Genomic DNA, 14,060 nt, shown 5'->3' on the forward strand with positions numbered 1-14,060 from the left:
ATACCACAATTGGTTCTCCGATACTCTGGAGCTCGACAGAATTGCGATCAATCTGCCGGATTTCATCGCAGATCTCTCGAATGAAATATCAAGCGGTGGTCTCGCTGGCAGTGAACCTCTGCGGATGGTGCCCGCTCCGAAAAGTCAGAGATGGCGCGTTCAATGCAGAAGGGCAGTGGCAGCCTTTGAATGCGGGGAAGACGGCGTCGAAGATTCGGCCACTCGCTCACGTGACTTTAAAGGACCAGGTTATCGCGACCGCGATGATGTTATGCTTGGCGGACAGGGTTGAGACGGCTCAGGGAGATCCACGAATTGGGCTGGACTCTGAAAATCTGAAGTCGGTTACCTCCTACGGTAACCGTCTGTTCTGCGACAGAAGTGCAGGACAACTCATTCACAGGTGGGGCGCGTCAAAGCTCTATCGCGGATTTTACCAGGATTATCAGAGGTTTCTGGTCAGGCCGGAATCAGTAGCAGAGCCGCTCGCCGACAAGGGCGCGCGCGTGGTGATACTTCAGTCGGATCTTCGCCAGTTTTATGATCGCGTAACGCCGGATCTCCTCCGCGAACGTGTTGGAGCCTTGCAGGAAGATCATGAGGAAGGGACTTTCTTCGACCTCCTTGGCCGATTCATGGATTGGCGTTGGGCTGTCCAGGATCTGGATGAGGTTCAGATCTACGCTGAGCAAGCCGGCTTAACCGCATTCAATCGTGTCGCCCTTCCGCAAGGCCTTGTTGCTTCGGGCTTCTTCGCAAATGTTGTGCTTCTCAATTTTGACAGAGCGCTAAAGCAGACGGTAGGCAGGGAGATATTTTCTGGTGCCGAGCTTCATGACGCGGTGCGCTATGTAGACGATTTGCGCCTGGTTCTGACGGTTGGGGTGAATGTCGACGTGGCCGATGTAGAAGGCGGCCTTTTTCAATATCTGCAGGAACGGTTGCAGGAGGAAGCACCGGGTCTTGAGCCATCTGCGGAGAAGACCCTCGCTACTGTCTTCCGTGGTGATGAACGTCCGCTGGTTCGGCAGAGTCGACGCATGGCTCGGATTCAGACGGCCATCTCCGGCGGTTTCGATGTGATTGCCGGTGGGGATATTCTCGACTCTGTGCTCGGTCTCGTGCGAACTCAGGAGCGGCTTGCCGAAAGTGAGGATGTCAAGGACAAGCATCCTTTTTTGGCCGTCCCCGATGTGCGTGATGCAACGGTCGATCGATTTGCGGCCGGCCGCTTTCGTACCACTTACAGATCGCTGAGGCCCTTGTTGTGGCAGCAAGACGCTGAAAGGGCAGCGGCCGACGCAGACGATCAGCTGAGTCAATTTCGCGGAACGCGGACGAGAGCCGAGCTTGATGACGAAGCTCGAGCGTTTGCGATGGGTCTGATCGCAAAATGGGTGGACGATCCATCAAACGTCCGTCTCCTTCGGATTGGACTGGACTTGTGGCCGGCTGCGGACGTGCTTCAAAGAATCCTGGATCTGTTAAGGCCATTTACCGAGAAGGGTGGTCTGCGAAAGGCCCCGCGCCGAGTAGCGTGGTATTGCCTTTCTGAAATCTTGAGAGCGGGGGCCACTGAAACTGGCTTCGTCGAAGATACCGAGGCGCTATCAGATCAGCTTGACATCGCCAGATACAGGGAGGTTTTGCGCAAGGAAGCCCGAAGGCTGGTCTTCCAAAATGCAGTTAAAATTCCTTGGTATTTGAAGCAACAGGCACTTCTGTATCTTGCCACCAATCCGCCTGCGGATTTCAGGCAATTGCGTGGAAGAGGAAATTCAGAGACACGGCACTATCGTGAACTCATTCGGTTTCTGTTGGGCGAGAGTAAAGGACTGGGGGCCGTCGACTACGCCACCTACGCTATCTATGCGCGAAGATCGTTCCTTGGCGAGGCGCAATCGGTGGAATTGGTCCAACGCAGTATGACGCCCGCACGACTCAATCGCGTAGCCGCTTTAGATCCCAATTTCGCACGGGAGATTATTGACGCATTTCCGCAGCTGAAAGGCGATCTGACTCCTCGAATCGTTGCTGACCTTGGGCTGAACCAATTCGTTGACGGCTCCGAAAAGATGACCCTGGCGTCAATGGTCTTGTCGTCAGCGACGCGGGAGGTTCTCAGGAACGAGCTTTCGCTCCTCACTTTTGCTTCGGCCTTTCTGGACGCGCTTTCTGATCGGCCTCCTATTGGCGTTATCACTCCATCGGATATCACGCTGACAATTTCTTCAGATCCAGATCGATTAAAGCGGGTGGAGGAGGTGGGTATCGCGAGTCCTCGGCATCTCGCCGGGCGTTCGTTGTACGAGCCCCCTTCGTGGATTGAGGAGTCTGGGCGATGGCGTTTCCAACTGGGGTATCTGCTTCGGTTCATCCTTACGGCGCAGCAGGATTTTACGAGGTTCGTGAGGCCCGTGCACTGGAAAGAACGCTGCGAGATCTATCGGCCGCCCGAGAGCCACTGGTATCAACGGATCTACGGTCTTTTTAGCGGACACGCTGCCTTCGGCGACGATTGGCTGCCTATTTCAGAATGGACGGAGAATCTGTTGTTCCGCTTGCTCTCTTGGCCCGGTTGCCCGGGGCATGATGCGGTTGGCCAAACCGTGGGAGCGATTGAGGAATTCAAGAACGACATCGCAAAACGAGTTGTGTTCCTTCGCGGAATGCAAGGGTCAAGCGTAGCCCTCATTCCGATGCATCTTCCCCGAATCTATGTCGGTGAGGGCGATCATCCGTTGCGGGCATGTATAGTTCAAACGGTAGTGCCCGGAGAAAAAAGTGATTTCGATCCTTCAGACCTAACGCTGTCAAATCCTGCAATGCGGATTCGGCATCGCAGGCATTTGTCGGCGGCACTGGCGGCGGTCGAACGTGCTTTGGCCTTGCGTGAAACCCACAAGGGCCGAGAGGGCCGATTGGATTTACTGATCTTGCCCGAACTGGCCGTCCATCCTGATGACGTCCAGACGCATCTGGTTCCCTTTGCGCGAGCCTACAAGGCTACGATCCTAGCAGGGCTTACCTATCAAAGTCTGGCGTCGGGCGGACTTTTGGTAAACTCGGCCCTTTGGATCATGCCCACGCAAGATGCAACCAGAGGGCTCCAGATTCTGATACGACGTCAGGGCAAAGGCAATCTCGCTCCAATGGAGTTGTCGCTTAATCAGCCGACCACAAAAATCCAGCCGTTCCGCCCTTGCCAATGGCTGATCGGCTATCAGTGGTCGTCGGTTTCCACAGCCGACCCACTCTGGTTGACTGCCGCGATCTGCTACGATGCCACCGACATCCATCTCGCTGCTGATCTGAAGAACCATTCTGACGTCTTTATCGTGCCCGCTTTGAACAAAGACGTCCCAACTTTCGACCAAATGGCTTTGGCGCTGCATTATCATATGTTTCAGATGGTAATTGTCGCCAACAATGGGCTCTTTGGGGGAAGCAATGCATATGCCCCATTTACAAATTCCTGGGAGCGGCAGGTTTTCCATATGCACGGACAGCCACAGGCCTCGATCGCTTTCTTGGAAATCGATCACATTGCGGCCTTCAAAGCGCGGAAGATACCGTCCCTGACCGGTCCTGCCGCCTCGGCTCCCCTAACCGGTACTTCCGCATCGGCCCCATATCAATTCAAGCCACCACCGGCAGGTTATGGCAGCAAATAGCTTTCAGCGCAGGATCGAACCCAGATCATGCCACTACGTCTTCTTCTTTGCGCCGCTTCTCCTCGGCGGCGAGATACCTAAGGTGAGCGATCTCTGCCTGACGATCCGCTTCGTCCAGCTTGGTGACGAGCTCGACTGCCGAGTCCTCAATGGTCTTCACGATGGATTTCAGTGCTGAGTCTGGCGACGCTTTTCTGGTTTCCTGCCATTCGGTTGCCCAGGAAACGCGGGGGTAGGGCGAATAGGCGATTAGCCGCAGACGGCCGCAGGGAAGTCCCGAGTGGTCGTCCAAGTGTGGTCGGCAGCGTGACGATTGGGTTTGGGCGGTACATAGTCGGCATCTCGAATGTAGTCGCCGCCTACGTAACGTAGCAGAACCTCCTCTGACATCTCGACAACCGCAAGGCCAATAGCAACGGCGCCCACATAGACAACTGTAGGGCGATAGGGAGACCAGAGACTGCTGTAGTGGTATCCCCGTGGTTTGGGGCGTTCTTCGCGCTCGTCGATCGCCTGGCCCCTGAGTTGCTCGCTGGACGGCGCTAAAATCACGCGATGGCCGTTAGATTGAGGGCGTTGAAAAGACCGTTTGCAAAGGCGAGCGTCTTTTCGAGACATGCTTTTGAAGTCGTCAGGTCAACGAGCAGCTTCGTGTAGGGCCTGAGATAGGCGCCATCGTCGACTGGCCGGCCAGCTTCGAAATGAGCCTTCGCGCCACCGATAATGGCATGAACCTGATTTCTCGGTATGCGGGCCTGAGCGGATTTCGGTCGTCGCTGCGGATAATTTGGTCTGGAGTCGGGGAGGAAGCTCACCTTCCTTTGACGAGAATGGTTGGTCGCCCGGTTGTGCTTCGGGGAGGGGGGCAGGTGCCTGGCCTTGGCGACGGCCAGTTTAGCCCAATACCCTCTCTCCGGCCGCGGAACATTTAGTGTGGCTCAAACGCGAGCCATGTAGGTATCGGACATTTCGGACTGTTCCGCGACCTTGTCATGGGTTTGGACCAAACCAGCTGGTAGAGTTGTTCTCGCGATATCAAGGCAGGCTCACCTCGCATGCATTTTCATTCGGTTGGTCGTCTCGATGGCGTCTCAGCCGTAGTCCAAGTCAGTGATCATCGCCCTTGGGTCGCGGGCCGCGCCAATAGCGGCGCACCGACGACCATTTTTTCTGGTCTCCACGCCTCAACTCCGCCAACGGACGGAGCATGGAGATTTTCAGGGAGAACGCAGCGATTTTTAGACCACGCCAATTGTGGACTTCCTTGCACTTAAGTGCCCTTGGCAACGCTCGCCGCAAAAAGTGGCTTCCAACAGTTTGGTAGATTTCAGCTTGAACTGCCTTTCAAATTTCTGCGACCAGCGAATGCCGGAATCGGTGATTGCGTGTCGCTGCAACTAGGCGCATGTCTAGGAACCAACCGTCCCACAGACTATATTGCTGACGACTTCCTGCTTTGCGCCGGCGCGCCAAGGCGCCCCGACTCTAAAAGGACCAGAAGATATGATGGAGCCCGAGAAGGGGGCATCGGAAGAGCCCCCCATCGACGAACGTCTGACAAGGCTCATCGCAAGTGAGGAGCTTGTGGACTCCCTTGCAACGTTCGGCGACGGGGGGTTGAACATCGCAACGCAAGTCCTTGGCGGGTTTCCAGTCTTTGGCGCTTTCGTCAACGGCTATCGTGCGGTCGCGGATATCAGGAAAGAGATGGAGTTTCGCAAGATCGTGCGGTTCTTGAATGGTCTTGAAAAGGCATCTGCAGAAGACCGTCAGGCCTTCACCAAGAAGCTGCGGGACGAGAACAGACTCGAAGAGTTCGGGCAAAATGTCCTGCTGCTGCTCAGTCGTCTCGACGATATGAGCAAGCCGGCCATCATCGGCAGGGTGATGGCCGCGCATATCGAAGGTAAGATCAACTACGACAAAGCCATGCGATTGTCGGCGATTGTCGATCGCAGCTATGCCACAGACCTCGACTATCTGCGGACCTTCAAAGAAGGTGTACAGCGTGGGGGTGCGGATATAGCGACGATGCTTTTTTCGGTGGGTCTTCTCGCAGATCGGGGCAGTGATGGTGGGGAATATTCAGATCCTGAAAGCGGCGGCACCCTATTCGCCCTGAACGAATACGGCGAGCTGTTGCTCAAATATGGGCTCTAAGCCAAGCCGCTGATCCCCTAGGTGGTTATTTGAAACAAACCATACCTTGCGAGGGATGGACCCGTCACCGACATGATCATGGCGCGGCGAGCCGGAATTAGGAATGGAGAGCTACGTCGCTCAATTGATCCGTATCCCAAAGGTCAATAGCCCATCGCCTAAGTCTGGAAAGGGAGGGTCTTGACCCATATCGTCATGAGAGGTCCGCGTCCGTGCGGACCACCGAGAAGTCTGAGTCCATTATGCGGCCCTCCTTCACTTCTCTTAGACGCTTCCCGCTGAGGAGCGCGCGCGGGAAGCTGCTCCATTTCTTCATCGCGGCTCGCTTTTCGGGCATGTAGTTCCAGCGATCGCAGATCTATAGAACTCGCGTCCTGCAGCGTATGTTCTGCGACCGGTCGGGGATCTCCTTTGGTCAGGCCTGCGTGTCGCCAAGCTCTGCCCACTCTTCGAATATGTTGACCTCGCCGTCCCCGCTTCCATCGATACAGAGTGCCGTGACGTGGGTTTCGGTCGGCTGCATGGAGCGAAAGATCCACCTGTGTCGGCGCGGGTCCAAATGTTCGTCAATCTCAAGTCTGATCTCACCATTTTCGCAAATGTCGATCGCGAAGCTGTCAAGCGCGATGGACAGACCGTATCCACGCGCTTTCACATAGGCCTCCTTGAGAGTCCAATACTTGAAGAACGTGCGCGCAAGCTGGGCCTCTGCCGTCCGACGGAACGCAACGCGTTCCGACCGCGCAAAGAACCGGTCAACGATGTCTAGGTGCGGCTGCTGGATTCGTTCGGCGTCGACCCCCACATCCAGAGTGTCGCTGAACGCGCACATGATGAGCCCGTCAGTGTGCGAGACATTGAATCGAATGTGGCGGAATGGCGTTGGCTCGATAATTTCGGGCCGGCCATAACTATTGACGGTGAAGTGCCAATGGCGCGGCGCGACGTCGGTCATCTGCGAAAGCTGCATCCGCAACAGGGCGCGACATGTAATGAAAGTCCGCCGACTGGCCTCGATGCGATACTTCGCTGCTCGTTGAAGCTCTTCAGCAGTTAGAAATCCGGCTGCCCGCGACAAGCCTTTCACGTCATTAGCCGCGATCGGCTCAATATAGACCGTACGAACGGTGCGTGAGATCTCAGACATGCTATGATTTCATAAGCCTACTATGTTGTGCACTTCAAGACGGAAACGAAGTCGAAAGAGGCGAAGCATGACTCGCGGCTTTGCTGAGTGCTAAGATCACATCGAACGTTGGATTCGATAGATGCGCGACCTGCAAGATCCCGTTCTACCGGAGGCGCTTTCAAAACGCATATCCGCGCTCTCGCCGGCGAAGCGAGCGCTCTGGCGTCAGAGAGCGGCGATTACTCGCGACACCTCGCCATACGATCGCCTTGAGCCGGACCCTTCCGCTGCGCTGACGCTGTCCTTTGCACAGGAGCGCCTCTGGGTCCTTCATCAGATGGATCCTTCCGGTTTTGCTTACAACGAGTTTCAAGCCTACAAAGTGTACGGAAGTCTAGACTTCGCGCTTTTCGATAGAAGCATCGACGCGATCATTCAGCGCCACGACGTGTTGCGCACGGGCTTCTCGATGATCGACGGCAGGCTCGTCGCAACATTGCATTCGGTCAAGCCCTTCACGAGCGAGATCATTGACCTGCGTGGAGAAGAACCCCACGAGGCGCAGACACTGGAATCGCTGTGCAGGTCCGAGTCGAGACGCCCATTCGATTTGACTGCGCCGCCACCGTTCCTCCGGGCCACGCTCGTCCGTTTGGATAGTGAGAGCGCGATCCTTCTCACGTTGCATCACATCGTGACTGATGGATGGTCCACCGGGATATTGCTCCAGGAGTTCAGGCGCTGCTACGAAGAATTGCGCACCGGCTTGCCGGCACAGCTGGCCCCTCTATCCATTCAACATACTGATTTCGCTCGCTGGCAGCGCGGACGACTTGATACCCCCGAACTCCGGTCGCAACGTCAATTCTGGCGGGAAAAACTGAAAGACGCCCCAGTTCTCGATCTCCAGACGGATCGCCCGCGGTCAACGGAGATTTCGATGGACGGCCGCCGTTGCGGTTTCGTTGTGACAGCGGCGGTAACGGGACGACTTCGGGCTATCGCACAAAGCACAGGCACCAGCCTGTACATGGTGCTCATAGCAGCGTTCGCGCTTCAGCTCGCTCGCCTTTCCGGCCAGAAGGATGTGGTGATCGGCTCGCCGACCTCCGGTCGGACGGCCCCAGAACTCGAGGCTCAGATCGGCTGTTTTTTCGAACTGTTGGCACTGCGTATCGATGTGTCGCTGGATGAGCGCTTTCTCGACCTCCTAACGCGCGTCCGACGCATTGCTTTGGAAGCGCTAGAGAACCAAGACGTTCCGTTTGAAGTCGTTATCGATGATGTAGAGCCGGCCAGGGCCCCTGGCGTCACCCCGATCTTTCAGGTCGCCTTCTTTTGGCAGAACTTTCCCAATCTGCAGGAAGACCCTTCGGGTCTTCATCTCGACCCGATCACTGTCCCGATCGAGAGCGCGAAGTTCGATCTTTCGCTGATCATGCGAGAGGATGCTGACGCCCTTGCTGGAAGTCTCGAATTCCGCACGGCTATTTTTGACCAGGCGACCGCGCTCCGGATGATCGATCAGTTCCTGAACATCGTCGAGGAAATCTCGACAGCGCCGGAGATATGCCTGCGCGAGGTCTCCTTACTTTCACCCGATGCCCGTCGAATGCTGCTCAAGGACTGGAACCGCACGGACCGAGACTTTGGTAGCGACCAACGGTTTCCGACGCTCTTTGAGGCAAAGGTGCGGGAATGCAGCAGGGATATCGCAGTTCGAGCGCCCGATGGTGTGCTAACCTATGACGACTTGAATTGTCGTGCGAACGCGTTGGCGCGACAACTGATGCGGGCCGGGATCGGTAAAGATCAACTCGTCCCCATTCATTGCAAGCGTACCCTCAACCTTGTCGTTGCCATCCTGGCGGTGGCCAAAGCTGGTGGAGGATATCTTCCACTCGATAGTCGGATGCCGCGAATACGCATTGAAAGAATCTTGGCCGAGGTTCAGCCCCGCGTTACACTAACCGAGACGGGTCTCGACCCGCCGTGGCTGCGGGACATTACTGAGACTTGGGTTTCCACCGATTGGAATACGCCTGACGTCGAGACTGGCCGCAATCTCGATTTGGCCGCGGCAGCCGACAGCTTAGCTTACGCAATCTACACCTCTGGCTCGACCGGGGGACCGAAAGGCGTTTTAGTCGAGCATCGTGCGTTGACAAACGTGTTAATGTCTATCGGTCAAGATCTCGGAGATTGCGCCCGTACAAGATTGCTCGCATTGACGACAATCTCGTTCGACATCGCATCTCTCGAATTGCTCCTACCCCTGGTGCATGGCGGGACTTTGGAGCTGCTGGGGGAGGAGATCTGCGGGGACGCCGCGCGTCTTGCGGCCGAGCTCGACAAAACCACCGGCCCCCATATCGTTCAGGCCACTCCAGCGACGTGGCAAACACTGCTTTCAGCGGGTTGGGCCGGCCAATCGGATCTCACCATCCTTTGCGGCGGAGAGGCTATGTCGCCGGAACTCGCCGACGCACTCTTCTGTCGATCGGGGTGTCTTTACAATATGTACGGGCCGACGGAGACGACGATTTGGTCCCTGATGACGCGCATCGAGCTGCCGCGGTCACCAATAACGCTGGGGCGCCCGATCGCGAACACGCAAGCCTATGTTCTCGATGACTCGCTACGGCCGATCCCTGTGGGTGTTGTCGGTGACCTTTTCATCGGCGGTCATGGGGTGGCGCGCGGCTACATCAATCGCGACGATCTGACCGCGTCACAGTTCCTTCCCGACCCATTTCGTGGCGACGCGGCTCGAATCTATCGCACGGGTGATTTGGCGAGTTTTCGGCCCGATGGCTCGATCAAGTTCCACGGACGCTCCGACAGCCTGATCAAGATGCGTGGGTGGCGTATCGAACCCACGGAAGTGGAGGCGGCGCTAGCAGAGCACGCGGACGTCGCGATGAGCGTTGTGACTGTGGATCCCACGACGCAGAGCTTACGTGCGCACGTCGTCCCTATTGCTGGTCGCAACCCGCACCCGCGCGAACTGCGAAAACTCCTCGCGCAACGACTGCCGCACTACATGGTGCCCGGCCTCATCGGCATCGTGGATCGCCTTCCCACGACCAGTAATGGCAAGATTGATCGATCGAGTCTTCCACCGATCGAGGCTGCCCCAGGTGACGACGATGAGTCGCCACCGGTCTCGGATGTTGTCGAAGACGTCGTCGCTTCACTCTTTGCCCGGGCGCTCAGCAAGCCGGCTGTCTCACTGAGTGCGAGCTTTTTCGAGCTTGGCGGTCATTCGATCTTGGCCGCTCAGCTGTCGGCCAGCATGGGCGAGACGTTTGGGCGGACCGTCTCGATCCGCGAAATCTTCGAAGCTAGTTCGGTCCGCAGCCTGTCGGATTTGGTGCGACGTCGGGTGGCCCAGAATAACCCGAGACAATCCCATCGCATTGCGCGTCGACCGGGGCCTCGCACGATGTTGCTTGGTCGCGCTCAGCAGCATCTGTGGACGCTGTACCGGGCTTGGCCTGAGTCACCCCATCAAAACGTGACGCGCGCAGTGCAAATCGACGGCGTCTTCGACGCCGATGCCCTGCAGCGAAACATCGATCTCCTTGTAGCTCGGCATCCTATTCTCGGGAGGGCGTTTGATGACACGGATGGGATCGTGAACCAATCCGGTCCGTACACTGGCGCTCAACTGGCGATGCTGGATATCGCCGATGTTGAGGACCGCGACGAAAGCTCCAGTTCGCTGATCTGGTCGTTCGCGTCGTTGCCCTTCTCCCTCAAAGTGGAGGCACCATTCCGAGTTCTCCTGTTGCGTTTGAGTGCCAGGCGCCACGTGCTTGCAATGTCGGTTCACCATATCGTCTGTGACGGATGGTCTCTTGCTCTGATCTGGCGAGACCTGCGCTCTCTTTTCGAGGGGAGGGCCATGTCGGACCTACCCGTCGACTACTATGACCACGTGACTTGGCTTGAAAGCCAAGCCGCGGAGGTTGACCTCGCCGCCGACCGCACGTTTTGGCGACGGGAACTGGCGGGCGGCCGTCCACCTTCCGGCTCGCTGTTTCCACGTCACGGCGGACTGCCGTCTTTCAAATATATCACTTCGACATTCGAGTTGGACGAAACACGGGTTGCGGCTCTGCGAGATGCGAGCATCAGGCTGACCGCCTCACCGTTCATTTGTTTCCTCACCGCCCTCGCGCACGCCCTCGGCCGCGTCGGTAACGAGGTTGCGATCGCAACTATAGTCGCGAACCGTAACCGTCCAGAAACGCAAGACCTTGTCGGACCGTTTGCGAACACCGTTGTCGTTCGGGTCGCCGTCTCTCCCGATGCGTCGCTAGAAGACCTACTGCCTGTTGTACGGTCGAAGATGTTGGAAGCAAGTGCTCATCAAGAGCTGCCATTCGAGGCACTCATCGATGAGATAGAACTCAGAACATCCGGTGGCCGACCGGAAGTGCTCATCATATCGCAAGATATTGCGATCGAACCTATGAATCGCGGTGTCCTCGAGGTGAGGGACATTGAAATCGTTGATCCCGCTCCGAGCGCTAAACTTGATAATGTTGAAGTCACTATGTCTGCTTTTCCGTTGATAATCTTTATTGACAAGGTCAACGGTCGTTTGCGTATCAAGATGATGCGTTCGGTGGATCTAATGAACTCCGATCGAGTCATTGCTGTATTAAGACACTTTCGAGAATCGATCCGTCTTTTTTTGTCGGTAGAGCGAGAGCTTTGAGAGCTGTGATTGAGAGTGACCTGAGAGAGCGCATTATCATGACCCCGCCGCAAACAACGCAGCTTCGCGATCGATGTAGGGTAACCCCTCTGCGTTTCCCCGTGCGCCGAGTCGCGCGGTAGAGCGGCTCGGCTTTCGAAAGAATCGCTGCCCCGCTTTAAGTATTTATATTTGTGCAATTCCGGCGAAAATCCGTACCCACTCTTCCTGCAATTGCCCAACGTTGTCGTCGCAATGAAGCGGCTACGGTTCACTCAAGTGCAGACAGGGGTGCAAACGATCGTGCCGCATGCCGAGTTTAGCGGCACCCAAACGTTGCGAATCCCGTTGGCGGCGACCTTCGCGGCAAGTAAGTACAGAAGCGCGGCAGCGCGCCGCACTATTCAGACGTACACGCAAGGCAAACAGTGGCGATAGAATCCACCGACAACCTCGAACAAAACGTGATCGAAATCGTCTTTTTCGACTAAGCTAACAGCATCGTCGTTCGATTCCGCTGCCGCCGCATGTCAGCGACCAGCCGAAGCCAGACCTCAGGCACGGCCTACACTAAGAATAAAGTGGCCGCGTTGACGACATTATCAGATTCAGATTCGTGCTTTAATCACGCGTTCCGAAAAGTCGTTAGTCGCCTTGGCCAACGTCTTCCGAGTGGCCTCGTTTTGGAGTGCCCCCTTGAGCATCTCTGCGTGGAGAATCTCGCAAGACCGCTCGACCTCTTCAGATGACATCCTTGCGACTGCGTCAACTCCAATGAACTGAGCTAATAGCGCCATTCCAGCCTCCTGGTGGACCGATCTCGGATAAGCCCACTTGAGCTTTTTGATTCCGGACTAGTCGAAAATCAGCTTACCATCTATCGTTAGTTGCTGCAATACTATACCGTTCTAGTGATGTGATACGATCTCCAACTTCGATAAACCAGTGAGGATTTATGCCATGGAATGTGCATGGCCAGTCCCGCAGGATCCGCGACTACTGTGTGGCAGACCAGCTGAGTGGTTGCAGTAAGATCTGATTTCGGTGTTTAGATCAATTGCTTGGGAGGGGTGGCAGCCGATGGAAGGTCTGATTGGAATAGTCGGCATAGGCGTTCGCATGCCCGGCGGCGTCGCCAGTCCGGATGAATTCTGGCAGGCACTTCGGCAGGGCTATTGCGCCATCGGGTCCGTTGGCGACCGATTTCCCACGCTGCCCGCGCGCGTAAGTGTTCCGCAAGTGGCAGGTTTGCTTGAATCGATCGCGGATTTTGATGCCGATTTTTTCAAGGTGTCGCCGCGCGAAGCGAGGCACATGGACCCTCAGCATCGCATGCTACTCGAAGTTGGCTGGGAAGCGCTTGAGGATGCTGGCTACGCGGCGCACATCCCGGCCCGAACCGGCGTCTATGTCGGCATGATGAACCAACACGAGTATGAAAAGCTTCAGCTCGACGTTCTCGGGCCGAACTGCACCCTCGAACCTTACTACGGCACTGGCGGATCGTCGAACATCGCGGCCGGTCGACTGTCGACGTTCTTAGATGTTCGCGGACCTTGCATGACGATCGACACGGCCTGTTCGTCCTCGCTCGTATGCGCCCATCTTGCCTGCTCCAATTTGCGCGCCGGCGAGGTAGACATGGCACTTGTCGGCGGTGTCCATGCGCTCATCACGTCCGAGCTTCTCGTCAACGGCGCGCGGCTTGGTATGATTTCGAAGAATGGCCGCTGTGCCCCCTTCCAGTCGCACGCGTGCGGAATGGTGATCGGTGAGGGCTGTGCGTTCGTGGTTCTCAAGCGCGTCGAGGACGCATTGGCAGATGGCGACACTGTCTACGCCACCCTCGTCAGTTCGGCAGTGAACCACGACGGCGCGCCACACCAATTACTGCGGCCCAATCCCGCGGCACAAAGGCAGGTCATTGAGGAGGCTTTGGTCGCGGCCCGGCGCGAGCCTGACGAGATAGATTATGTCGAGGCGCACGGCACCGGGACCGTTCTTGGGGATTCGAGCGAACTCGATGCGTTGGGTCTGTTCGACGTCCCGTCGCGGAACAACCCACTCGCGGTCGGCTCTGTCAAAGCTAACATAGGACACCTCATCGGCGCGGCGGGGTTGGCGGGCTTGGTCAAGACTGCACTCTGCCTTCACCATAAAGAGTACGTGCAGCAGCCGATCGGTGCGTCCGGGTCGCCGCACCAGCTTCTGGAAGCGGCAGGTGCGAGGATAGCCACTGCAACGCCTTGGCCGCGAAGCGAGCGGCCAAGGCTGGCCGGCGTCAACTCGTTCGGCTGGGGCGGAACGAACGTCCATGTTGTGGTGGAGGAGTGTCCAGAGCAGTGCGAGGCAGGTGAGGTGGATGGGGCGACTGGGGAGTGGCATCTTCTGG

At 56.9% G+C, this 14,060-nt stretch carries 7 protein-coding genes; 4 read left to right on the forward strand and 3 right to left on the reverse strand.

Features of this window, described 5'->3' with window-relative positions:
- Positions 1 to 80: 80 nt before the first annotated feature.
- Positions 81 to 3,674 carry an RNA-directed DNA polymerase gene (locus NKI06_RS21515; protein WP_352987016.1) on the forward strand — a complete coding sequence of 1,198 codons (3,594 nt, stop codon included), beginning with the start codon at positions 81 to 83 and terminating at the stop codon, positions 3,672 to 3,674.
- Between the two features lie 25 nt (positions 3,675 to 3,699).
- Here the strand turns inward: NKI06_RS21515 and NKI06_RS21520 are convergent, their stop codons facing one another.
- Positions 3,700 to 3,966 (reverse strand): hypothetical protein, encoded by a 267-nt coding sequence (locus NKI06_RS21520; RefSeq protein WP_352987018.1) that lies wholly within the window; start codon positions 3,964 to 3,966, stop codon positions 3,700 to 3,702.
- A 256-nt stretch (positions 3,967 to 4,222) separates the two neighbouring features.
- Positions 4,223 to 4,489, reverse strand: coding sequence for a hypothetical protein (locus NKI06_RS21525; RefSeq protein ID WP_352987020.1), 267 nt, complete (start codon positions 4,487 to 4,489; stop codon positions 4,223 to 4,225).
- 688 nt (positions 4,490 to 5,177) lie between these two features.
- Between NKI06_RS21525 and NKI06_RS21530 the strand changes: the two genes are divergently transcribed.
- Positions 5,178 to 5,834, forward strand: a complete 657-nt coding sequence (locus NKI06_RS21530; protein ID WP_352987022.1) for a hypothetical protein — start codon at positions 5,178 to 5,180, stop codon at positions 5,832 to 5,834.
- A 415-nt stretch (positions 5,835 to 6,249) separates the two neighbouring features.
- Here the strand turns inward: NKI06_RS21530 and NKI06_RS21535 are convergent, their stop codons facing one another.
- A complete protein-coding gene (locus NKI06_RS21535; RefSeq protein WP_352987024.1) occupies positions 6,250 to 6,981 on the reverse strand; it encodes a 4'-phosphopantetheinyl transferase family protein in 732 nt (243 codons plus the stop codon).
- A gap of 121 nt (positions 6,982 to 7,102) precedes the next feature.
- Between NKI06_RS21535 and NKI06_RS21540 the strand changes: the two genes are divergently transcribed.
- Both NKI06_RS21540 and NKI06_RS21545 read left to right on the forward strand, forming a co-directional pair.
- Positions 7,103 to 11,689 carry a non-ribosomal peptide synthetase gene (locus NKI06_RS21540; protein ID WP_352987026.1) on the forward strand — a complete coding sequence of 1,529 codons (4,587 nt, stop codon included), beginning with the start codon at positions 7,103 to 7,105 and terminating at the stop codon, positions 11,687 to 11,689.
- Positions 11,690 to 12,748: 1,059 nt separating this feature from the next.
- The coding region (locus NKI06_RS21545; protein WP_352987028.1) for a beta-ketoacyl [acyl carrier protein] synthase domain-containing protein at positions 12,749 to 14,060 on the forward strand (1,312 nt) is incomplete at its 3' end.

The sequence above is a fragment of the Mesorhizobium sp. M0772 genome (genome assembly GCF_040320135.1).
GTDB lineage: Bacteria > Pseudomonadota > Alphaproteobacteria > Rhizobiales > Rhizobiaceae > Mesorhizobium.